General features: G+C 66.8%; 20 protein-coding genes and 1 pseudogene. 7 read left to right on the forward strand and 14 right to left on the reverse strand.

Going from position 1 to position 22,631, the window contains the following annotated elements; genetic code table 11:
- The 4 genes from K323_RS27990 to K323_RS28000 form a co-directional block, all read right to left on the reverse strand.
- Positions 1 to 804: P-type ATPase actuator domain-containing protein (locus K323_RS27990; RefSeq protein WP_026852006.1), on the reverse strand; the 804-nt coding region annotated here is incomplete at its 3' end.
- A 121-nt stretch (positions 805 to 925) separates the two neighbouring features.
- Positions 926 to 1,768, reverse strand: a complete 843-nt coding sequence (locus K323_RS29200) for a universal stress protein (protein ID WP_022887414.1) — start codon at positions 1,766 to 1,768, stop codon at positions 926 to 928.
- A gap of 38 nt (positions 1,769 to 1,806) precedes the next feature.
- A complete protein-coding gene (locus tag K323_RS0121970) occupies positions 1,807 to 2,358 on the reverse strand; it encodes a flavodoxin family protein (protein ID WP_022887415.1) in 552 nt (183 codons plus the stop codon).
- Positions 2,355 to 3,245 (reverse strand): universal stress protein, encoded by an 891-nt coding sequence (locus K323_RS28000; RefSeq protein WP_022887416.1) that lies wholly within the window; start codon positions 3,243 to 3,245, stop codon positions 2,355 to 2,357. The genes K323_RS0121970 and K323_RS28000 overlap by 4 nt, the downstream gene beginning before the upstream one ends.
- A gap of 197 nt (positions 3,246 to 3,442) precedes the next feature.
- Here K323_RS28000 and K323_RS28005 point away from each other — a divergent pair, with 197 nt between their 5' ends.
- Both K323_RS28005 and K323_RS0121985 read left to right on the forward strand, forming a co-directional pair.
- A complete protein-coding gene (locus tag K323_RS28005) occupies positions 3,443 to 5,161 on the forward strand; it encodes a GAF domain-containing sensor histidine kinase (RefSeq protein WP_022887417.1) in 1,719 nt (572 codons plus the stop codon).
- Positions 5,158 to 5,790, forward strand: a complete 633-nt coding sequence (locus K323_RS0121985; protein WP_022887418.1) for a response regulator — start codon at positions 5,158 to 5,160, stop codon at positions 5,788 to 5,790. The genes K323_RS28005 and K323_RS0121985 overlap by 4 nt, the downstream gene beginning before the upstream one ends.
- A 40-nt stretch (positions 5,791 to 5,830) precedes the next feature.
- Here the strand turns inward: K323_RS0121985 and K323_RS0121990 are convergent, their stop codons facing one another.
- Both K323_RS0121990 and K323_RS0121995 read right to left on the reverse strand, forming a co-directional pair.
- Positions 5,831 to 6,067, reverse strand: coding sequence for a BON domain-containing protein (locus tag K323_RS0121990; RefSeq protein WP_022887419.1), 237 nt, complete (start codon positions 6,065 to 6,067; stop codon positions 5,831 to 5,833).
- 57 nt (positions 6,068 to 6,124) lie between these two features.
- On the reverse strand, positions 6,125 to 6,661 hold the full coding sequence (locus K323_RS0121995; RefSeq protein WP_022887420.1) for a universal stress protein: 537 nt from the start codon (positions 6,659 to 6,661) through the stop codon (positions 6,125 to 6,127).
- A 203-nt stretch (positions 6,662 to 6,864) separates the two neighbouring features.
- On the opposite strand from K323_RS0121995, the gene K323_RS0122000 reads away from it, so the two are divergent.
- Together K323_RS0122000 and mgtA are read left to right on the forward strand one after the other, a co-directional pair.
- Positions 6,865 to 7,923: a zinc-dependent alcohol dehydrogenase family protein gene (locus K323_RS0122000; RefSeq protein WP_022887421.1), complete on the forward strand. Its 1,059-nt coding sequence runs from the start codon at positions 6,865 to 6,867 to the stop codon at positions 7,921 to 7,923.
- 102 nt (positions 7,924 to 8,025) lie between these two features.
- Complete coding sequence (mgtA, locus tag K323_RS28010; RefSeq protein WP_022887422.1) at positions 8,026 to 10,815, forward strand: magnesium-translocating P-type ATPase; 2,790 nt, start codon at positions 8,026 to 8,028, stop codon at positions 10,813 to 10,815.
- Between the two features lie 91 nt (positions 10,816 to 10,906).
- Here mgtA and K323_RS0122010 read toward each other — a convergent pair.
- Positions 10,907 to 11,178: pseudogene (locus K323_RS0122010) on the reverse strand (IS1380 family transposase); the annotation flags it as partial.
- 56 nt (positions 11,179 to 11,234) lie between these two features.
- Between K323_RS0122010 and K323_RS0122015 the strand changes: the two are divergent.
- Positions 11,235 to 11,435 (forward strand): hypothetical protein, encoded by a 201-nt coding sequence (locus K323_RS0122015; RefSeq protein WP_022887424.1) that lies wholly within the window; start codon positions 11,235 to 11,237, stop codon positions 11,433 to 11,435.
- A gap of 32 nt (positions 11,436 to 11,467) precedes the next feature.
- Here K323_RS0122015 and K323_RS0122020 read toward each other — a convergent pair whose 3' ends face one another.
- The gene (locus K323_RS0122020; protein ID WP_022887425.1) at positions 11,468 to 12,838 is read right to left on the reverse strand and encodes an MBL fold metallo-hydrolase RNA specificity domain-containing protein; all 1,371 of its coding nucleotides are present in this window, start codon (positions 12,836 to 12,838) and stop codon (positions 11,468 to 11,470) included.
- Positions 12,835 to 13,005 carry a universal stress protein gene (locus K323_RS29620; protein WP_022887426.1) on the reverse strand — a complete coding sequence of 57 codons (171 nt, stop codon included), beginning with the start codon at positions 13,003 to 13,005 and terminating at the stop codon, positions 12,835 to 12,837. Before K323_RS29620 ends, K323_RS0122020 begins: the two co-directional genes overlap by 4 nt.
- Before the next feature lie 219 nt (positions 13,006 to 13,224).
- Here K323_RS29620 and K323_RS0122030 point away from each other — a divergent pair, with 219 nt between their 5' ends.
- A complete protein-coding gene (locus K323_RS0122030) occupies positions 13,225 to 13,557 on the forward strand; it encodes an MDR/zinc-dependent alcohol dehydrogenase-like family protein (RefSeq protein WP_022887427.1) in 333 nt (110 codons plus the stop codon).
- An 83-nt stretch (positions 13,558 to 13,640) separates the two neighbouring features.
- Here K323_RS0122030 and K323_RS0122035 read toward each other — a convergent pair whose 3' ends face one another.
- The 5 genes from K323_RS0122035 to K323_RS0122055 all read right to left on the reverse strand — a co-directional run bounded on the left by K323_RS0122035 (position 13,641) and on the right by K323_RS0122055 (position 19,203).
- Positions 13,641 to 15,557, reverse strand: a complete 1,917-nt coding sequence (locus K323_RS0122035; protein ID WP_026852001.1) for a heavy metal translocating P-type ATPase — start codon at positions 15,555 to 15,557, stop codon at positions 13,641 to 13,643.
- A 348-nt stretch (positions 15,558 to 15,905) separates the two neighbouring features.
- Positions 15,906 to 16,157, reverse strand: coding sequence for a hypothetical protein (locus K323_RS0122040; protein ID WP_022887429.1), 252 nt, complete (start codon positions 16,155 to 16,157; stop codon positions 15,906 to 15,908).
- Positions 16,158 to 16,218: 61 nt separating this feature from the next.
- Positions 16,219 to 16,977, reverse strand: a complete 759-nt coding sequence (locus tag K323_RS0122045) for an SDR family NAD(P)-dependent oxidoreductase (protein ID WP_022887430.1) — start codon at positions 16,975 to 16,977, stop codon at positions 16,219 to 16,221.
- Positions 16,978 to 16,987: 10 nt separating this feature from the next.
- Positions 16,988 to 17,533: a hypothetical protein gene (locus tag K323_RS29205; protein WP_022887431.1), complete on the reverse strand. Its 546-nt coding sequence runs from the start codon at positions 17,531 to 17,533 to the stop codon at positions 16,988 to 16,990.
- A 344-nt stretch (positions 17,534 to 17,877) separates the two neighbouring features.
- Complete coding sequence (locus K323_RS0122055) at positions 17,878 to 19,203, reverse strand: wax ester/triacylglycerol synthase domain-containing protein (RefSeq protein WP_022887432.1); 1,326 nt, start codon at positions 19,201 to 19,203, stop codon at positions 17,878 to 17,880.
- Between the two features lie 110 nt (positions 19,204 to 19,313).
- Between K323_RS0122055 and K323_RS0122060 the strand changes: the two genes are divergently transcribed.
- Positions 19,314 to 22,577 carry a beta-phosphoglucomutase family hydrolase gene (locus tag K323_RS0122060; RefSeq protein ID WP_022887433.1) on the forward strand — a complete coding sequence of 1,088 codons (3,264 nt, stop codon included), beginning with the start codon at positions 19,314 to 19,316 and terminating at the stop codon, positions 22,575 to 22,577.
- Positions 22,578 to 22,631: the final 54 nt, after the last annotated feature.

The raw sequence follows: 22,631 nt of genomic DNA on the forward strand, positions 1-22,631 counted from the left end.
GATCACGACGATGACGCCGAGCATCTTGCCGATGCGGTTGATCTCGTTCTGCAGCGGAGTGGGCTCTTCGACGGTCGCGTCGAGCATCTCGGCGATCGCCCCCACCTCGGTCGACATCCCGACCCCCGTGATGGCCGCACGCCCGACGCCCTGGGCGACGGAGGTGGCCTTGTAGACCATGTTCACCCGGTCGCCGAGCGGCGCCGGCTCCGTCAGCGTCGCTGGATTCTTGGTGACCGCCTCGCTCTCACCGGTCAGCGATGCCTCCTGGATGCGCAGTGCACTCGCAGTGAGCAGTCGGGCATCCGCACCGACGGCGTCGCCTTCGCCGAGGACGAGCACGTCGCCTCGCACCAACTGGGCGGACGGCACGGTCTTCAGCTCGCCGCTTCGCAAGACGGTTGATGCCGCGGCGGACATCGTGCCGAGCGCGACTACGGCATCTTCGGCCTTCGCCTCCTGTGTGTAGCCAAGAATCCCATTGAGGACGACGATCGCGGCGATCACGATGGCGTCGACGGGCGCACCCTCTGCCCCTTCGACGACCCACGCGACGAGAGAGACAGCGACCGCCGCGAGCAGCAAATAAATCAACGGGTCTTGAAACTGTGCCAGAATCTTCCGCCAGGTCGGCACCGCCGGTGTGCCGCGCAACTCGTTAGGGCCGTCCGCTTCGAGTCTCCGGGCGGCCTCCTCGTCCGACAGGCCGGTCAACGGGACGACACCCACCCGTGCCGCGACGGTCTCGGCGTCGAGAAGGAACGCATCTTCGGCCGGTCTGGTCACGGCGATCTCGTCTGGCATCCCATCTCCTTGCTTCCTGGAGTGGCACTTCGGCGCATCAACGACGCAGCAGGAACTCATGCGTGTCCCCGGGCTTCAGCGGAAACCAGGGGTTCATGTGTTGGGGCACCCCATCAGCGATTCAGTCGGCCCGCACCACCACGACCGGCGACTGCGCATTGATGATCACGGAGTGGCTGACGGAACCGAGCAGCAACCGTTTCAACCCGCGGAGGCCGTGGTTGCCCACCACCAGCAGGGCCGCCGTTCGCGATGCGCCGAGCAGCGCCGTGTGAGCTGGCGCTCGCACAACGGTGCGGCCGAGGTCGAGGTCGGGGTATTGCAGCAGAACCTCCTCGAGTGCGTCGTCGAGCACGTGGGTGTACATCTCCTCAAGGGAACGCAGGTAGTCCGGGGCCGGCACCGAGGCGCCGGCCCAAGTGGGAGGCGGCTGCCAGGCGCGAATCGCGCGCAATGGCACGCCGAGCCGTACCGCTTCCGCCGCGGCGTAACGCAGCGCGACGTCGGACGCTGCAGACCCGTCGATCCCGACGACGATGCCCCCGCGCCGGGAACCGTTGGTCACGGGAATGATCGCCACGGGGCCTTGGGCGACGCCCGCCAGGCGCGCACCGACCGACCAGCCGTACTTGGCGGACCCGCCGTGCCGGCGCCCCGTGCCCACTACGACCAGTGTTGAGGCGTTGGAGCGGCGCGCCAATTCGTCGACTGGGTCGCCCGTGACGAGCTCCGAGGTCACCTTCCTGTCGGGATGCGCCCTTCGGATCCGCTCGGCCTCATCGATGAGTGCGACCCGCGCCAGTGCAGCTGGCGAGTTCGCCGCAAACGTCTCCGCGTCGGAGACGTCTTTTCCGGCCACCCGCACGAGCCGCAGAGTTCGCCCGGGGGGCTCGTCGATAGCCCAGCTCAGGGCAGCGACCGCCGGTTCTGTACCATCCCAGCCGACCACAGTTGTCTCAATCACGTCTATACTCCATCTTCGGTTCGTCGTCAGTTACTGCCTCAGTGGCTGCGGGCAGACGTTTCCAGTGACGCAACAATCTGCTGCCCCCACGCCTGGGCCCGGTCGTGCTCGCCGGATTCGAGCGGACCGTCTTTGGACACGAGAAAGCTCTCGGCGGGAACGACCTCGGTGTAGCCGTGCTTTCCCAGCGCTTTGTGGATGGCGTTCGACGCCGCGCCGCTCAGGATGCGCGGGAAATCCGCGCGGGTGTCGAACGCCGCACCACGCGCGCCGGTCGACTCCGCCAGCGACTCAAGCCACTCGCGCACGCCCGTGCCCGGCGCCTCCGGCTCCAGGGTGAGGGTGCGTTCGGGATCGTCTGCCCATTTCACCGCCTCGGCCCGGGATTCCGGGCGGCTCATGCCGTGAACGTGGGTGGGTCCGCCGACGATCAGCAGGTCGGCGCCCGCGGCAATGGTTTCGCTCGCCTGGTTGACATTGATCACGGTGACGGTGGCAATGGATGCAGCGGAGAGTAGCCCGGCGGCGATGGCTTGCGCCACCTCGCGGGTCGCCCCGAACATCGACTCATAAACGATGACGGCTTTCATTTTGCTGCCCTCTCAGGAATGCGCTCAGGAACGGTGTCGCGAGGCGCACCCGCCGCGTGCACGACGACGGTGGGGGCGGCGAGGTTGATCAGTACGTCATGCGCCACCGACCCCAGGGCGGTTGGCGCCGTCTCACGGCGGGAGCTGCCGATCACCAGCAGCGTCGCCGATGCTGCGGCGGCGACCAGTGTCTCCGCCGCAGACCGGTTGGTCTGCCTGGTCCGGATGGTGAGATCGCCATACGCTGCCCTGGCCTGTCTCCGCGCATCGAGAAGCACGCTCTCGATGCGGGACTTGACGAGGGCGGTGTGTCGCCGGCGGGCTTCGCTAGTCTCGATTTCGGCCGGGTCTGGGTTGGCCCAAGCGCCGACGAGGATCAGCTCCTCGCCAAGACGGTGGGCTTCGTCGGCTCCGAAAGCGATTGCCTCCCGGGATGCCGCCGACTCGTTCACGCCGACGACGACGCCCCGACGTGTCCGTGCGGGAGATTCAGGGATGATCGCGACCGGTACAGGGGACCCGCCAGCCAGCTGCAGGCTGCGCGAGCCGAACACCCGACCGCGCACGAAACCGGTCTTGTGGGTGCCGACGACAACGAGGTCCGCGTCTTCGGCGACGGCGATCAGCTCCGACATCGGGTTGCCGTCTCGAAGGGTCGTGGTCACGGTCACACGCGGGTCGATGGACCGGGCAAACGCCGCTTCGGCGGCCACAAGCGCCTCAGCTTCGACTCGCACCTCGTCGAGCAGCCGGTAGCTCACGACGCCCCATTCGTCGTCGACAACATGGGCCACTATGACGTCCTCGCCCGTGGCGGCGGCGCGTTGGATGCTCCACTTCACGGCCGCCCGGCTGGGCGTCGAACCGTCAACCCCGACGAGGATCATCTGCGCTCCAAACTCGACTCATGTGTTGTACTCCAGCCTTCGCCATGAGGATCGTGCGCGACAGGGCCATAGGTCCCAACCGGGCCGAGGGTGACAGCGGCACGGAAACCCGCGAGAATACGGATGAGACTGGGAGCGTCGCAGTACTTCGGAAGCGACAGTCGGGGCAGTGCCGGGCAACGAGTGGAGGGAGAGCCATGACCGAGGACTTCCTCACCTTCCCCGACGGGCCTCGGGTGGAGCTCGACCGGGTAATCGGAGAGCTCGTCGAGCAGGCCAGGGAGGTGCTCACCACGCAGGGCCGCCTGAGGGCGCTTCTTCGCGCGAACCAGGCCGTGGCGCTGCAGCTGGACCTGCCCGTGGTGCTTCGGCGTATCGTCGAGGTCGCCGTCGAACTGGTCGGCGCCCGGTATGGCGCTCTCGGCGTGATTTCACCGCACGGCGGCCTTGACGAGTTCATCCACGTCGGTATGCCGGCAGACGCCGTCGATCACATCGGCCACCTGCCCGAGGGCCGGGGCCTGCTCGGCGCGTTGATCGACGACCCCCGGCCGATCCGGCTCGACCAGATTTCGGATGACGCCCGGTCCGTCGGGTTTCCAGCCGGGCATCCGCCGATGGACAGTTTCCTCGGGGTGCCGGTGCGCGTGCGCGACACGGTTTACGGCAATCTCTACCTCTCGCACGGCGTCGGCGGGCACTTCACTGCGGAGGATGAGCAGCTGATCGGGTCTTTGGCCGCCACCGCCGGGTTCGCAATCGACAATGCCCGGCTGTTCGCTCAGACCAGGCGCCAGGAGGCGTGGTCTGCGGCATCCGCTGAGATCACCGCCGCGCTGCTGGAAACCAGCCAGACCGAGGCGCTGGCGATGCTCGCCGACGCGATACTGCGTCTGTCCGATGCTGATCTGGTGGCCGTGATGTTCCCGACGGATGACCCGGCGCAGCTCGTGGTCCAGATCGCACGCGGTGTGGCCGAGGAGGCTCTCCCCGGCGCCCGGCTCCCGGCGGCGGGCTCCATCGCCGGCGGCGTCCTCGAGGGCCGCCAGCCCCGCCTCCTCGACGACGCGGGCGAGTCATTCGCCCTGCACGAGATCGTCGCCCTCGGCCCCATGATGGCCGTGCCGGTGATCGATTCCGGCCGCGTACAGGCCGTGATCGTGATCGGCCGGCTCGCCGAAAGGGTGCGATTCCTGCCGAGCGACCTCGAAATGGCGGCGGACTTCGCGGCGCAGGGAAGCATCGCGATGGAGCTGGCCCGGGGGCGGGCCGATCGCACTCGGATGGTCCTGCTCGAAGACCGCGGGCGGATCGCCCGTGACCTGCACGACCACGTGATCCAGCAGCTGTTCGCCACCGGTCTCGACCTCCAGAGCGTAGCCGGGGCGGTCCCCGCATCCGCGTCTGAACGGATCACGCAAGCCGTGGCCGGCCTCGACACCGCCATCGCGCAGATCCGCACGGCGGTGTTTGCGCTGTCGACGGCGGGCCAGGGTTCCCGCCCGACGCTGCGCCACCGCGTGATCGGCGTCGTGAACGAATTCGAGTCGGGTCTCCTCAGACCGCCGACGGTGCGTTTCTCGGGCGCCGTGGACCTGATGGTCACCGCCGACTTGGCCGACGATGTCATCGCGGTCACCCGGGAGGCCCTGGCCAATGTCGTCAAGCACGCGGCGGCCGAGCACGCCTCGGTTGCGATTACGACGGCCGACGGAGGCGTCACGGTCACCGTCACCGACGACGGCCGCGGGCCAGGGTCGCCCGGTCATCGCAGCGGATTGGCCAATCTCGAGGAACGCGCCCGGCGTCGCGGGGGCAGTTTCACGTTCGACTCCGCTGCGGGGGACACCCGTCTGACCTGGCAGGCGCCGTTCGCAGCGGACGCCGCCTCCGGCGACGAAAGGCCGGCGCCATGATCCGGGTATTCCTGCTCGACGACCACGAAGTAGTGCGCCGCGGGGTCGCGAACCTGCTCGACGCCGAACCGGACATCGAGGTGGTGGGGGAGGCGAGCACTGCCGCACAAGCGCGCGGTCGCATCGACGCCACGCGGCCGGACATCGCGATTCTCGACGTGCGCCTCCCCGACGGCAGCGGCATCGATGTCTGCCGGGACCTGCACTCGAAGGATTCGCCGGTGCGCTGCATCATGCTCACCGGCTACGACGACGAGGACGCCGTATACGCCGCGGTCATTGCTGGGGCCGCCGGCTACGTGGTGAAGGACATCCAGGGCGGCAAACTCGTTGATTCGGTGCGTGCCGTCGCCGCGGGACGCACCCTCCTCGACCCGCGTCTGGCCCGACGCGCCGTGGACAGCCTCCGGAGTGGCGCCGACGGCGATTCGCGGCTGGACTCGCTCAGCGTCCGGGAGCGCCAGGTGCTTGCCCTGGTTGCCGACGGCCTCACCAACCGCCAGATCGGCGAGGAACTGGCGCTCGCCGAGAAGACAGTCAAGAACTATATGTCCAGCTTGCTGGCCAAGCTCGGCCTGCAGCGGCGCACGCAAGCTGCGATCGTGCAGCTGGAGTCGCGGCATCCGTAACCGGGTGTGAGCCAACCGGAGTGCGAGTGGGCCGGGCCTGTCAGGCACGATCGGTCAGTTCATCCACGACGGCGTCGACCCCGGCTACGCGCATGGCTGCCATGCTCGCTGCGACTCGCTCGGCGAGGCCGCTTATCATGCCGGTGAGTGTGACAACACCGCGGTCAGCACGCACGCGGATGCCGGTCGCGTCGACGGCTTCGTCCCAGGCGAGCGCGACCAGCACCGCGGCCCGTGTGTGTCGGTCGGGGCTGGATTCCGGCACGGAGTCGGTCATGACCCGGCCCCCTGTCGCTCGTGCCGGCTGGCCGGGGCGACGATCAGCAGGATACGTTCAGTCGGCGAGCGCATGGTCTGCGGGGTCCTTCCCCGGGTGCACGATCAGTACCGGGCAGTGGGCGTGTGCCGCGCAGGCCGCGCTGACCGAGCCGAGTAGGAGGCCGACGAAACCGCCGTGCCCGCGGGAACCCAGCACCAGCATCTGTGCGTCAGCGCTGGCCTCGATGAGCACCTGCGCCGGTCGTCCCTGCCGGGTCGATGAGCGGTACCAGTCCGGGTCACTGTCGCCGAAAACGGATGTCGCGGCCTGGTCGAGCACGTCCCTGGCGTCTTTCTCCGGTGACCTGTCCGATGGTGCATAATAGAAATCGTACATCGACGTCGAATAGGACCAAGCCGCGATTGCCTCGACGGGCAAGCGCAGGGCCTCGCCCAGTCGTGCGGCCTGCGCGAGTGCCCGGAACGAGGTATCCGAGCCGTCGATTCCGACAATGATGCCGGGCTCCGTGATGTCAGACTTGTTGTTTTCGAGGTCGTTGTTCGCGGAGTCGTTGTTCGTGGAGTCGCTCGTGGCATTCGGGGTGTCAGTCATGGCATCAGTATGCAGTGCGGCGTGTCGCCGGACTAGGGCCGAAAGTCACGAGCACATCCAGCGACCCAACTCAGACCAGACACATCGCCGAGAAGCGATGGACTATAGGCCCTATCGGTGGCAGGTGAGCCCGTCATAACGTGGCCGGTGACAGCGCGACGAGATCGCGATAGGCCGCTGCAGTAGGAAGAAATGGGCCCACAATGAAGGCACTCGTTTACGGCGGACCCGGCGTGAAGTCCTGGACGGATGTCCCCGATCCCGTGATCGTCAATCCAACGGATGCCATCGTGCAGGTCGACACCACCACCATTTGCGGCACCGACCTGCACATTCTGGGAGGCGACGTGCCCGCGGTTCAGGTCGGCCGGATTCTCGGCCATGAGGGCGTCGGAACTATCACTGAGGTGGGCGCCTCGGTGACGAACTTCACCGTCGGGGACCGGGTGATCATCTCCTGCATCAAATCGTGCGGGCACTGCACCAACTGCACGGCCGGGCTGTTTTCACACTGTCTCGGCGACGAGGGGCAGTCCGGCATCGGCTGGATCTTCGGACACCTCATCGACGGAACCCAGGCCGATTACGTCCGGGTGCCCTACGCGGACAACAGCCTGCACAAGCTGCCGGACGGTGTGTCCGACGCCGAAGCCGTCATGCTGTCGGACATCCTTCCGACGGGCTTCGAAATCGGCGTGCAGTACGGGCAGGTCAAGCCCGGCGACGTCGTCGCCGTCATCGGCGCGGGGCCGGTCGGCCTGGCCGCGATGGCGACCGTCGGCCTCTACGGCGCCGCTACCGTCATCGCGATCGACCTCGACCAGAACCGGCTCGAACAGGCCCGGGAATTCGGAGCCACCGACACGGTGCTCTCCGGAGCCGCGGACTGGAAGGAGCGGGTGCTCGCCCTCACTGACGGTTCGGGAGTGGATGTGGCGATCGAGGCGGTGGGGATCCCGCAGACCTTCACCATGGCCACCGAGATCGTGCGGCCCGGCGGGCACGTCGCCAACGTCGGCGTGCACGGCAAGCCAGTGGAACTGCACCTGGAGACGCTCTGGATCCAGAACATCAACATCAGCATGGGGCTGGTCAATGCAAACACCACCCCGATGCTGCTGAAGCTCGTGGCGCAGAAGAAAATTCCGGCCGACAAGCTCGCCACCCATCACTTCACCTTCGACCAGATGCTCGACGCCTACGACACCTTCGGCCGGGCTGCCGAGACCAAGGCGCTCAAGGTTGTGATTACTCGCAGCTAGTCCGCATCCGTGATGCGGGTGTGAGGGCGCATAATCAGGACTGACCACGGGTCACGGGCGGCATTCGCCACTCCTGTCGCGTGAACGGTGGAGGTACAGCGCGTGGAAAAGACGGCACTGGAGAAGACGGAACTGGCCAGCAGATCCGTTGCCGACGTGGGCGCTGCCAGCGGGCGGATCGTCGACGCCGCAGCGCTTTCGGCCGAGCAGGTACTTACCGGATTGAAATGCGGGCGTCCCGGCCTCAGCAGCGAGGATGCCGCCGCGCGGATGACCTCGGTGGGGCCCAACGCGTTGCGCACCCACAAGGCGCGGGCGTGGGCGGTCCTCGGCCGCCAACTGAAAAGTCCCATTCTGATCCTGCTGTTCGTCACCGCCGGTCTCTCGCTCGCCCTCGGCGATGCCACCAATTCCACGGTCATCGGCGTGATTCTGGTCTTCAGCGTGGGGCTCGGGTTCTGGAACGAATTCCGAGCCGAGCGCGCCGCGGAGGCGTTGCACTCCCGGGTGACGCATCGCGTGGTCGTGATCCGTGACGGCACGCCACGCGAGATCGACGTGGTCGAGCTGGTGCCCGGGGACATCGTGCGGGTGGGCCTCGGCGCGATCGTACCGGCCGACATCCGTCTGCTGAACTGTGATGACCTTCTCGCCGACGAGAGCATACTCACCGGCGAGTCACTGCCGGTGGGCAAGAGCCCCGCGCCGGTCGCTGCCGGCGCCGCACTGGGGGACCTGGCCTCTTGCATCCTGATGGGCACCGTCATCCAGTCCGGCAGTTGCACCGGCGTGGTCGTGGCCACCGGCGGCAACGCCGAGTTCGGGCGCATCGCACTCGGGTTGGGTGAGCGCCAGCCGGAGACGCAGTTCCAGGCCGGGCTTCGACGGTTCTCGGTGCTGCTGCTCGAGGTGGCGCTCGCACTCACCAGCTTGATCTTCGTGATCAACCTGCTGCTGCACCGGCCGCTGCTCGAATCGTTGCTGTTCTCGCTGGCCATCGCGGTGGGGATCACCCCGCAGCTGCTGCCCGCCGTAGTGAGCACGAGCCTCGCCACCGGCAGCCGACAGCTGGCCCGCAAAAAGGTATTGGTCAAACGGCTGGTCTGCATCGAAGACCTGGGCGACATGGACGTACTCGTCACCGACAAGACCGGCACCCTAACCGAGGGACACATCGCCTTCACGGGTGCGCTGCCGGTTGACACCGGCGTGACGGCCGACGAGTTGTTCCGGCTGGGGCTGCTGGCCACGGAGGTCGACTACACCGAACACTCCGGCGGGGCCGTCGGCCAGAATCCGCTCGACACCGCACTCTGGGAGTCCAGCCAGGCGGCCACGTTCGACCCGGCCGGATGTGAACGGATCGGCCTCATTCCGTTCGACCACCAGCGGCGTATGACCAGTGCCCTGGTGAGTGAGAACGGTGCTCCCGCGCGCCTGATCACCAAGGGCTCTCCCGAAGATGTGCTCGCCCGGTGCGTCGCCGTCCCTTCAGGGGCACAGCCTGTCCTTGATGCCCAGTTCGACGCTGGCGCCCGCGTGATCGCGGTGGCTGCCCGCCCGGCGCCCGGCCTCGCCGACATCGAGACAGCGGATGAGTCCGGCCTGCGCCTGGTCGGGTTCCTGGTCTTCCTCGACCGGCCCAAGACCGACGCCAAAGCATCGTTGGAGCTCCTGGCCACCCTCGGGATCACGGTGAAGATCGCCACCGGGGACAACGCACGAGTGGCCGAGAAGGTGTGCGCAGACCTCGGGCTCGTCTCCGGCGGCACACTCACCGGCGCGGAGATCGACACGCTTTCTGACGCGGAGCTCGAAGTCGCCGCGGGCAGCACCCGCATCTTCGCGCGGGTCTCGCCCGAGCAGAAGGCGCGCCTCATTAATGCCCTCAGGAGGAGTGGCGGTGCGGTGGGGTTCCTCGGCGACGGCGTGAACGATGCTCTCGCGTTGCACGCGGCGGACATCGGGATCTCGGTGGAGAGCGCTACCGATATCGCAAAGGATGCTGCCGACGTTGTGCTGCTCGATAAGGACCTGGCGGTGCTGGCCGACGGCGTGATGGAGGGGCGGCGGATCTTCGCCAACACCATCAAGTACGTGTTGATGGGCACGTCGAGTAATTTCGGCAACATGTTCAGCGCGGCCGCGGCATCCGTCGTCCTGAGCTTCCTGCCCATGCTGCCCGGCCAGATCCTGTTGAACAACCTGCTCTACGACACCGGTCAGCTCGCCATCCCGGGTGACCGTGTGGATAAGGAGCAGTTGCGCGCACCGTCACACTGGGACATCGCGTTCATCCGCCGGTTCATGTTGCTGTTCGGCCCGTTGAGTTCGATCTTCGACTTCGCGACCTTCGCACTCATGCTGTTCGTGTTCAACGCTGCGCCGGGGGAGTTTCGCGCCGGCTGGTTCATCGAGTCGATCGCCACCCAGACGCTGATCATCTTCGCGATCAGAACGCACCGGGTGCCGTTCTTCCGCAGCCGCCCCTCGACCGGCCTGATCTGCGCGTCGCTCGGGGTAGTGGCCGTTGGCGTTTACCTGCCACTTTCGCCGCTGGCGGGGGTGCTCGGTTTCGACCCGCTGCCGGCCCCGTTCTTCCTCACCCTGGTCGGACTGGTCGTGCCGTACCTGGTGCTCGTGGAGATCGCGAAGAGTTGGTTCTTCTCCCGTGCCGCCCAGCGGCCCGCCGTGTCGGCGCCGCAGCGAGGGCCGATTCACCACATCGGCCGGCGGGCTGCCCGCTTCAGCGCGCCGGTGCACGTCAGGACGCTGGTTCCGGGTTCGCGGGTGACGCGCGTGGGAGGGCGGCGCCGCCGGCGGCAGCGTTCACCGCACCTTGCCCGCCCAGTACGTGTGGGGAGACGTCGCTCCGCTGGTCCTGACCATTGACCTGCGTCACCGGGATGAATCGCCGCGCTGGAGGCAGGTCGTCGAGCCCCGCCCTAGTCGTCCCCACTCTTCGTTGTTGACGCCGATTCGGCTAGGTGATTAGGTGGTGGCGCTCGCTGGCGGGCCGCAGGCCTGGCCGAACAAAGGTTGTCCAGGGTGTTTCCCAGGGCCAGCCTTCCGGCAGGTGGAGTGTGATGCGCCGGACGGAGGACGGTCCGTGCCGGGACGGTGACGAGTTTCCGGCGGATGATTGGCGAGACTGGTGTCGGCGATCGTCGCGGCGGCGCGGGTGAGGTTGAATGCCATCACCGCCAGGACGAGCCAGGCGGCGTTCGCGGTGAACACCCCGGATGGCAGGTGCGACGGGTAGCCTTCTTCCCATGGGGTAGTCATGGTGACCTCGGGGAGGCTGAAGACCGATGGCGACGGATGGTCGAGCGAGGGTGATAGTGCAGGAGGGGCCGTGGGGCTTCGTCTTTCTCGTGGCCTATATTGGAGCCGCCATTGACTTCGTCTCTGTGTCGGATGGTTCATTCTGGGGTGTCGTCCTTGGGCTGCTGCAGGCGATCGTCTGGCCGGCATATGTCGTTTACCATGTGTTGCTGCTGATCGGTGTGTGATCGAAGGCGAGGCTAATTCTTTCCCAAACCGGCTACCGAGGATCGTTCAGGTCGATGGACTCGAGATGCTCGGGCACCCGGGCACTCCATCCCAGTTCATGCTTGATGCGCACGCGTAGGGCGTCCGACGCGTCAAGCTCCCCGTGGGTGATGTAAGTCATTTGTGGGGGGCGCGGGGCGGCACGGAGCCAATCGAGAATATCGTTCGAGTCCGCGTGGGCGGAGAGGCTCTCGATCTGTACGACTTCGGCGTTGATCGGGATGTCCCGTCCGTAGATGCGCAGCGTTTTCACCCCGGCCAGGAGTGACGCACCGCGGGTTCCTCCGGCTTGGTAGCCGGAGAGCACGATTGCGTTGCGGGGGTCGGATCCATACGCCGCAACATGGTGGAGGACCCGGCCCCCAGAGAGCATTCCGCTGGCCGATATGATGATCATCGGGCCGCCGCGGAGGTTGAGAGCCTTCGAATCATCCACCGTCCGAACCAGTGTGGCGAGCTTGTACATCTCGGTGAATTCATCGGCGCTGATTCGGTGCTCGTCCTGATGCCGTTGGTAGATTTCCGATGCATCCACGGCCATCGGACTATTCAGAAAAACGGGGACGTCCGGGATCGCGCCGGAGACGCCCAAGCGCGAAATGTGCAGAAGGATCGACTCGGTCCGGCCGACGGCAAACGCGGGAATCACGATGACGCCGCCCCGCCCCGCCACCCGACGGATGACGGCGCCGAGTTCGGCGGCCGGGTCGACGCCTGGGTGGGTTCGATTTCCGTAGGTCGACTCCGTCACGAGAACGTCGACGGCTCCGAGAGCCCGGGGGGCGCGCATGAGCGGATCGTCCGCCCGGCCGAGGTCTCCCGTGAAATGGACCGATGCTCCGTCCGCGTCGAGGACGACCTGGGAGGCGCCGAGGATGTGGCCGGCCGGGACGAACCTGGCGTGGAACTTCTCCCCGAGGTCGAGCGTTTCGTCGAATCCCTTCACCCGGAAGGATGCCAGCGAAGCGGTGGCGTCGGCCTCCGTGTACACCGGTCGCGGGTTCTGGTGCCGGGACGACCCGTGTTTCTTCGAGAAGTCCGCTTCTTCCTCGAGTAGGTGACCGCTGTCCGGAAGCAGCAGCGCGCACAGCTCGGCGGTGCCGGAGGACGCGTAGATCGGTCCGGTGAACCCGTCGCGGACAAGGGCAGGGAGGTATCCGCTGTGGTCCAGGTGAGCGTGGGTCAGGAGCACCGCATCGATCGAATCGGCAGGCACCGGGAAGGGGAGGCGATTCCGGTCACGCAGTAGTTTGTATCCCTGAAAGAGTCCGCAATCGACTAGAATCCGGTCCCTGTCCGTTTCGACGAGATAGCGTGAGCCGGTGACCGTTTCTGCCGCTCCCAAAAACTGCAGGCTGCTCATTGCGCGGCTCCGACGATCAGAACCGGTGAGGGGGCTTTCACGACGATGGAATGGCTCACCGAATCTAGAAGGTACCCCTTTAGGCCCTGGAGTCCGTGGTTGCCGACCCCGAGCAACGCTGCTCCGCGAGCCGCTTCGAGCAGTACCTCGTGGGCAGGTCCGCGCATCAAAGAAATCATGAGAAGCTCCGATCAGTTCAAACGCTCTCACAGCCTGCCTGCTGTGTCGGGCAGCCGGCCAGAGACTAAGGTCCCGTAAATCGGCCCGCTGGGTCTTTGGTCCCTTCCCCGGTGGCGCCGAGCCGAGGTGGCTGGCCAGGGAGGTCGGTGGTGGAGAGATGCAGGCGTGGACGAGTCACACCACACGCTGAGGATGCCGTCCCGCCGGTGCCGCTCGACTCCGCCATCGTGTTCGCCCCGGCCGGCAGGCTCGTCCCGCTGGCGCTCGAGTCGACGATCCGCGGCGGGACCCTTGTTCTGGCCGGAATCCACATGTCTGACATCCCGGCGATGGAGTATTCGAACCATCTGTTCCTTGAGCGTGACCTGTGCCCGGTGACCGCGAACACGCGGGCAGACGGCGCCGAGTTCCTGCGGCTCGACCGCACGCTCAACCTCAAGCCGACCGTGACGGCGTATCCCTTCGAACGCACCGGGCAGGCGCTCGATGACCTCAGAGCCAGCCGGGTGTCGGCCTCCGCCGTCATCGTTTTCAAGTGAACCGGTGCGGATTCGGGAGAAGTGCTGACAACGTTTCCCCGGCGTGACGGCCGACGAGCTGTTGGTCCTCACTTACGACCCGTCTACGAGTCGGGAGATGGTGAGTCAATGGTGCCCTCGCCTGCTCGCGCGCCCTGGCTCGTCTGCTCCGCCTTCGCGGCCGCTTGGCGCTCGTCGAGCCGACTGCCGACCGCCCGTAGGGCCCCGAGGATCGTTGCCAGATCGACAAGTTCCTGGATGAGGGCGCCGGCAGTCGCTGGAATTACCCCGAACGCGGCGATCACCATCAACACGACCGAGAGCGCAATTCCTAGCCAGATACTTTGTAAGGCAATCCGAACGGTGTCGCGTCCGAACTCGACTGCGAGCGCGACGCGGGAGATGTCGTCGACGAGGATCACCGCATCCGCCGATTCGCTCGCCGCAGTTGCGCCTCTGGCACCCATAGCGATGCCCACATCCGCCGCGGCGAGTACGGGCGCGTCGTTCACTCCGTCGCCGACCATAATCACTGGCCGCTCCGCGATACCGCCGACCTCAGCCACTTTGTCCGCTGGTAGGCATTCCGCGCGAACCCGGGTGATGCCCAGCTCCGACGCGACGTGCTGCGCCGTTTCGGCGGCATCGCCGGTGAGCATCATCGACTGCTTAACGCCCAGCTCCTCGAGCCGTTGCAGCGTGGCTTTCGCGTTCACCCGCAGGCGGTCGCTTGCCAGCAGTGCTCCCGCATACACCCCGTCGATCGCCACATAGACGGCCAGCTCGCCAGGCGCGATCTCCGCGCGCCGCGCATCCGGAGCATGCTGGGCGACGAACGCGAACTTACCAACCACCACCTCGCGGCCCTGGATACGAGCGACCACGCCATTCGTGGCGGCCTCTTGCGCCGTCTCGGCCTCGTGCAATTGGAGTCCATGCTCTTTGGACGCAGCGATCATCGAAGCCGCGAGCACATGCGACGAATACTGCTCGGCGCTCGCTACGGAGGTCAGCACCTCGTCCGCGGTGAACGGAGGCTCCGGCCGGACCTCCGCGAGGGCTGGCGTTCCGTAAGTGAGGGTGCCGGTCTTGTCGAAAACGACCGTCTTCGCCGCGGACAGCTGTTCCAGCACCCCGCCGCTTTTAACGATGACGCCGTTGCGCGCGGCCCGGCTCATACCGCCGATGAACGCCACCGGCGCCGCGATCAGCAGAGGGCACGGGGTGGCGAGCACCAGCACCTCGGCGAACCGTACCGGATCACCACTCAGCCACCACGCGATCGCCCCGAGCGCCAGCGAGAAGATCGTGAACGGTAGGGCGTACCGGTCGGCGAGCCGAACGACCGGAGCTTTGCTTTCAGCGGCTTGGGCGACCAGGGCGACGATCTGCTGGTATTGACTAGCCGACGCTGTCTCCGTGGCTCGGATCTCCACGGCTTGCTGGCCGTTCACGGCACCGCTGAGCACAGGGTCTCCGACCCGTTTCTCAACGGGGATGCTCTCCCCGCTGATCGAGGATTGGTCGAGGGTGGTCTCGGCGGAGAGCAGCACGCCGTCGACCGGTACGATCTCAGACGGGCGCACGAGCAGCACATCGCCCACCCGCACCTCATTGACCGGCAGGTCGCGGTAGCCCCCCTCCGTAGAGCGGTGCGCGAGCTGTGGCGCCCGGTCGAGCAGCGCGTCCAACTCACGTTTGGCCCGCTGGTTTGCGTAGTTTTCGAGTGCTTCGCCGCCGGTCAGCATGAGAACGACGAGCAGGGCCGCGACGTACTCGCCGACCACGACCGTGGAGACGATCGCTGTCACGGCGAGGATGTCGAGTCCGAATTCCCGACGCAGCAGTGCCCGCACCATCCCGACGGCCTGCCAGGCAGCGACCGTGAGCGAATATGCGCTGAACAGCCACTGCACGAGCCAGCCAGCGCCGCCAAGTGCCAGGAGGATCCCGGTGACGCCCACAGCAATCGTGAGCGTGACCAGCCAATACCTCCGTGCGAGATCAAGAATGCGGGACATGAGTCGCATATTAGTTGAGTACGAGGCTGTCATGGCGGGAACTCATTCCATCGGGCGGTGGTCACCACCACCGTGACAGGCCGGACTCCCGCGCCGAAAGCGCGACGGCTCCAGACGCAATTCCAGCGTGAAGCGCCGCACCACCGACCGGCGAGGCGCTGTCGCTGGCCGCGTCTGTCGAACGGGTCTACGGTTAGCGGACGTCGGTGGTTGGGGGTAGGACCAAGAACACCTACGTCTCGCGAAGTACAAACGGATCATGGCCAGGCGCCCGAAATCCATTGCCATCGTCGCTCTTGAACACAGCATCCTGGTTGCGGTCTGGAACATGCTCGCCAACGGTGAAGCCTACGACGATCCCGGCGGAGACTTCTTCGCCAAACTCGACCCAGCCAAAGCCAAAAGCAGAGCCATCCGACAACTCAAAACCCTCGGCTTCAACGTGTCATACACGGACAGCACGGACCCGCCGATGATCAGTCCGGCGCCGATCATGCCGATCACCGCGCCGAGGATGAGGAGGATCCACGCGCCGGGGTTTGCGCGGGAGTTCGGCCCGGACACCGGAGAGTTGCCGTTTCCTGCCGCAGTGATGCTCACTGTCTTACCACCTTCATCATGTCGCTGTTCGCTGTGGATCGCCGGTCGCCCCCGCTTGATTTCACAGTGCCGACCAACCGCCGTCGCTGGCCAGGACTGTGCCCGTAACATTGAGCGAATCGTCGCTGAGCAGCCAGGTGATCGACGCGGCGAGTTGCTCAGGCGTCGCCATCGGAGGCACCATCAGCTGCATGAACGGTCCAAGACGACCGCCGGCGAATTCCGAGTTGAACGGCGCCTCGATGTTGGTGGCGACGCCGCCGGGAGCGACCACATTACAACGGATGCCCTCGGGCGCGTAGAAGAAGGACGTGCTCCTGGTGAAGCCGATGACCGCGTGCTTCGACGTCGTGTACGCCGTTCCCGCCGCCGATCCGCGGAGCCCAGCCTCGGAGCTCACGTTCACGATTGAGCCATACTTCGCCTCACGCATGAGGGGGAGGACAGCCCGGGTGAGCCGCATGATGGCGGTGACATTGACGTTCATCACCCGCTCCCAGGTGGCGTCATCGAGCTCATGCGGAGGGAGGAAGCCGTCCATGATCCCGGCGACGTTGGCAACGGCATCCACTCGACCGCCGGCGGCAGCCATGACCGACTGCACGGTGTCCTCAGCACTCACATCACCGACAACGGCGAGGAAGTTGTCGTCGCCGAGCTCCGTCGTCAACTGGTCGAGGCGTTCGCGTGAGATGTCGGTGCCGATCACTCGGGCGCCCTCTGCGCGGAGTCGGATAACCGTTGCGCGTCCGATGCCGGAGCCGGCCCCGGTGACAATCGCGGTTTTGCCATCGAAACGTGAGGGGGAAGTGTTTGGCACGGGGGTCCTGTCAGGGGTGGGTGGCGGCGCTGGGGAAAGATTCCGTCGCGTCTTGATTCAATGACCCCCGGTGCGGGTCCGATAGGGTCGAACGTCCCGCGCCTGTGAAGCGTGCCGTGGCTCGCCGCGGGCTCACGCGCCAGGGGGAGGCGAGCGCCGGGGCGATACCCAGCAGTGCGAGTACAAGAATCAGCTCCAGCGCGCCGAGGCCGAAGTAAAGGGTCTGCAGCCACGAGTATGTTTCGATGATCGCAATCTCGACGAAAATCCAGATCAGCATCCCGAACCCGGCGACGGCACCCCATATCAGCGCTGAACGGCGTCGTGTCAGCAGCGCGATCGCGGCCGTCAGCTGGGATCCGCCGACGACGACTCCCACAATAAGACCGGGCACGACGAAGGAGGTGAGCGGTGTGTTCGCCAGGAACTCCAGTGGAACACAAACGCCCTCTGCGTTGAAGGCCAGCACAGCACCGGCGAATGAGGAGACTGCGCCGAACACCAGCAGCCCGATGAGCACGCCGGAAACGAGTCGAGCGGGTACGGAGACAGGCACGGTCGCGGTCCTTTCATTGGAGGCGCAATCATCCGGCTTTCGATTGACAGTTTCCACTCTCCCGCGCCAAACCGGGCCTGCGTAGAGGCGAAAGGCCCGCGTGCGCTGCGGCAATCGCCGGCTGACATCGCCTCGCGTCGCTTGAGTCGTCGATGAAGTACAGCGGTGAGCGTGTACTTCTCAGCCGCCCGACCCGGATCAGGCTGACCCGGCAGGACGGTCGTGAGGGCTAGCGTGAGCGTCAGCAAGTGCGTTGACCCGCGCTCGGATCCGTCCCAGGATCTCGACCGCCAGGCATCCGCCGAACTTATGACCAATCCGGTGACTGCTCAAGCGCAGGGAATTCACTCGGCCAGCGCCTCAAGCGCCTCGAACTCCTGCGCCACCAGCTCCCGCAGCACCGCAAGGTCGGGGCACGCGTCCGGGTCCGCGGCGATCGTCACGCCAAGCTCGCCCGCATAGCTGAGCACCACGAACGACACCGTGACATTGCCGGTCGGCACGCTCAACGGCAGGATGCCCGTGGTCGGGCATCCGAACAGCGCCACCCGCGTCTCCGGCCCACGCGTTGTGCTGACGAAGGTGTGGATCATCCGTTGCCGGGTGATGAATCGCTGGTAAAGGCCCACCCGCGCGAGCAGCCGGAACAGCGGGCCGAGCAACGCTGTCGACGCGCCGGGCGGTTTCTGTTTGGCGGCGCCGGTGAGCGTGGCGACCGCTTCGAGCCGTGCCACCGGGTTGCCCACGCCCGGGATGGCGAGCGGGATTACCCCGCTCTGGTTGCCGAGGTTGCCTCCACTGGCCTGGCGACGGGCGGAGAACGGCACCGAGGTCACGATCTCGTCGGCGTGCTCGCCGCGCCGTTCCAAGAGACGGTGCAGCGCGCTGGCGACGACCGTGAGCACGACGTCGTTCACGGTTGCACCGTGCGCGTGGGCAACCCGGTGAACCTCGTTCACCTCTGCACGGACGCTTGCGAACGCGCGCCTCGGCCCGGTCGGCCGGTTGAGCGATGTGGGTGCCACGCGGGCGCGGGCCGCCGGGCGTAGTTCGGCCGCCGCGCTGCCGAGTCGGCGCAGCGCTGCCGGCAGTCGCCCAAGTGAACGGATGCGTCCCAGCGCGGCTTCGACGGCCAGCCGCCCTCTCGACGGACCCGGCCGCGGAAAGCCAGCGTCGGCGGCCTCCGGCGCACCGTCGACGAGGCTGGCCAACACGCCCAAGCCGCCAATCCCATCTGCGAGCACATGATGGAAGACCAGGATCAGCGCCGCCTTGCCCGGTGCCGTGTCCGTCACCAGCGTCGCCGCCCAGAGCGGGCGGTCCCGCGGCAGCCGGACGCCGATCAGCTCGGCGGCTATGCCCATCACCGCTGACTCTCCCCCCGGCGCCGGGCATGGGAGCGAGGTCAGGTGGTTGGTGATCGTGAATGAGGGGTCGTCGACCCAGATCGGCCGGCCGCATCCGACCAGCGTGTTTTGCAGTCTCTGGCGAAGCCGCGGGACCGCAGTGATGCGCCGGGCGAGGAGGTCGAGCGCCTGCGCCGGATCGAGGCCGTCCTGCGCGTCGAGCAGCAGCACAGCGCCGACCTGCAGCGGCGTGGAACTGCGCTCGGACACCAGCGACATCAGGTCGTCGGTGGTGACCCGGCTGATCGGCTGGTGCTGGCTCATGGCCCGACGGTACACCCAAGCAGGCACCCCGACGATTGCCTCGACCCGCCGGACACGCAGGCCGGCCTGCCGCAGCGTCCCCAGATCGCCTGGCTCCTAGACTGGCTGCCGTGGCCCAGCATCCGAAGTCGATGACGCGCTACGAGGCCGTCATCTTCGACATGGACGGCGTCGTCACCGACACCGCCGTCGTGCACGCCGCCGCGTGGAAACGTCTGTTCGACGAGGTGCTACCCATGCTGGCGCCCGAGGCTGCACCCTTCGACGAGGTCGAGGACTACCGACGCAGCGTCGATGGCCGCCCGCGCGAAGACGGCGTGCGCACCTTCCTTGCTTCGCGTGGCGTGAGGCTGCCCGAAGGGATGGAGCACAGCGCACTCCGCACGACGAAAGCCCCGACCGTGCAGTCCCTGGCCGCCCGCAAACAGTACTTCTTCGACCGGCAGCTCGACCAAAACGGGGTGAGCGCCTACCCCGACGCCGTGACACTGCTGCACCGCCTACGGGCTCGGGGCATCCCGACTGCCGTTGTCACGTCGAGCCGCAACGGCCGGCGGGTGCTGCGGGCAGCCGGAGTCGGTGACCTGTTTGACGTCACCGTCGACGGCACCGACGCCCAGCGGATGCGCATGGCGGGCAAGCCCGACCCGGCCACCTTCCTCGAGGCGGCACGCCAGCTGCACGTGACTGCGGCGAAGACCGCCGTACTCGAAGATGCGGAGGCCGGTGTCACGGCGGCATCGAACGGAGGCTTCGGCTGCGTCGTCGGGGTCAGCCGGCACGGCGCCGACGGAGGACTTCGCGCTGCGGGCGCCCACCTGATCGTGACCGACCTGAGCGACCTCGACACCCGCCTCGCCGCCGCCCACCCTGGCTGGGCGGGCGGAGAATCTGAGAGCGACCCGTGGCGGCTGCACTACGTCGGATTCGATCCGATGGCGGAGCCGCTGCGGGAGACTCTGTGCACGCTGGGCAACGGCTATTGGGCCACCCGGGGCGCTGCCCCGGAGGTCGATGCCACAGCACCGCACTACCCCGGCACCTATCTCGCCGGCGTCTACAACCGGCTCCGCACCCAGGTCGACGGCCACAGCACCGAAGACGAAAGTCTGGTGAACGCGCCGAACTGGCTGCCCCTCACGTTCCGTACCGGCGGCATCCACGGTGACGACGAGCACCGTGACGACGAGCACGGTGACGACGAGCACGGCGACGCCGAGACCTGGTTCGATGTCGACACGGCCGAGCTCCTCGACTACGAGCAGACCCTCGACCTCGGTCGTGCCGTGCTCACCCGCGCCTTCCGTACCCGGGACACTGCCGGCCGAATCACGCGCATCACCCAGCAGCGCTTCGTCTCGCAGCACGACGACCAGGTGGCCGGCCTCGAGGTCACGTTCGAGGCCGAAAACTGGTCTGGTCCGCTCACCCTGCGCTCGGCGTTGGAGGGCCGCGTCGCCAACCGCAACGTGCCCGAGTACCGCCTGCTGGCTGACAAGCACCTGGTGCCGCGTACTACCGCCGAGCCGGACGCGGACACCGTGCTGCTCGAAATGGAGACCTCCCAGTCCGGCATCCACATTGTGATGGCCGCCCGTACGCGGGTGCTCATCGACGGGGTGGTGCGGCATCCGCCCCGCACTCTGCTGACGGATGCCGCAGGCTGGGTCGCCCACGAAATCTCCCTGGAGGCCAGGGAGGGGCATCCGTTGACCGTCGAGAAGACCGTGGTCGTCTGCACCTCGCGCGACCGGGCCATCTCATCGCCCACGCTCGCGGCCACCAACCGGATGCGCCGGCTGCCCGACCATGCGGCACTCTTGTCCGCGCACGAGACAGCGTGGCGGGTGCTGTGGAACGAGTTCACGGTGCTGTTGGAGACAGATTCCCAGCAGGCCGATGAGCGCCAGCAGCTGGCACTGAACATCAACACGTTCCACGTGCTGCAGAGCGTCGCCGCCGTCACGGCTGACCTCGACGCGGGGCTGCCGGCGCGTGGGCTGCACGGTGAAGGGTACCATGGTCACGTCTTTTGGGACGAAATGTTCGTCTACCCGACGTTGTCGATGCACCGCCCGGAGATCAGCCGGGCGCTGCTCGGCTACCGCTACCGCCGGCTCGGAGAAGCACGGGCCGCTGCGCGGGCGGCAGGCCATCAGGGGGCAATGTTTCCATGGCAGAGCGGCATCGACGGGAGCGAAGAGACGCCCACCGAATTGTTCAACCTGCGCAACAACGCCTGGATGCCCGACAACTCGCGCCTGCAGCGGCATGTGGGCCTCGCCATCGCGTACAGCGCGTGGAAATTCTACGAGTCCACCGGCGACATCGGCTACTTGGTCGAGCAGGGCGCGGAGCTGATCATCGAGATCGCCCGGTTCTTCGCCAGCGTGGCCACGCACGACGAGGCTGCCGACCGGTACGACATCGCGGGCGTGATGGGGCCCGATGAGTTCCATGACGGGTATCCGGACGCCCCGGGGAAGGGACTTCGCAACAACGCCTATACGAACGTGATGGCCGCCTGGGTAATGCAGCGGGCAGCGAATGTTGTTAACCTGCTCATGCCCCGGTACGCCGACCAGGTGTGGAACCGGGTCGGGCTGCGTCCCGGTGAGTCGGCAAGGTGGCGGCTCATCGGCAGCCGGTTGCGCGTTCCGTTCCACGCCGACGGCGTGATCAGCCAGTTCGAGGGCTACGAACAGCTGAAGGAATTCGACTGGGCCGGCTACCGCGCGCGCTACGGCGTGATCGGCCGGCTCGACCTCATCCTGGCCGGAGAGGGCGACAGCACCAACAACTACAAACTGTGCAAACAAGCAGACGTACTGATGCTGCTCTATCTCTTCAGCTCCGACGAACTGCGCGAGGTGCTGCGTGGGCTCGGCTACGACTTTGCGCCGGAGGCGATTCCGCGCACCGTGGAGTATTACCGCGAGCGCTCCAGCCACGGTTCAACCCTCAGCAACGTGGTGCACTCGTGGGTGGAAGCGCGCGGCAACCGGGCGCGTTCCTGGGACTTCCTCGTGCAGGCGCTGGAGAGCGACCTGGCCGATATCCAGGGCGGTACCACCCACACCGGCGTGCACTTGGGCGCGATGGCCGGTTCGATCGACATGGTCACGCGCTGCTATACCGGTCTGGAGCTGCATGACGGCATGCTGTGGCTGCATCCTGTGCTCCCCCCGGAAGTCGAACAAATCGACTTCACACTCTATTTCCAGCAACAGCTGATCCGGGTGACCGTGGATTCGGCCGTGTTGCGCCTTTCCGTCTACCCGGGCGGGGTCGTGCCGATCACGGCGATGGTAGAGGGAACGGCAGCTCGGCTGAGTCCGGGCGAGACGCGCGAGTTCGCCTACAGCAACTCTTAGGACCGTCGCCCTGGCCCCTTGCGGACGCCTCGAGTTGGTTCGCATCGTCAGAGG

The organism is Glaciibacter superstes DSM 21135, from assembly GCF_000421145.1.
GTDB classification, from domain to species: Bacteria; Actinomycetota; Actinomycetes; order Actinomycetales; family Microbacteriaceae; genus Cryobacterium; species Cryobacterium superstes.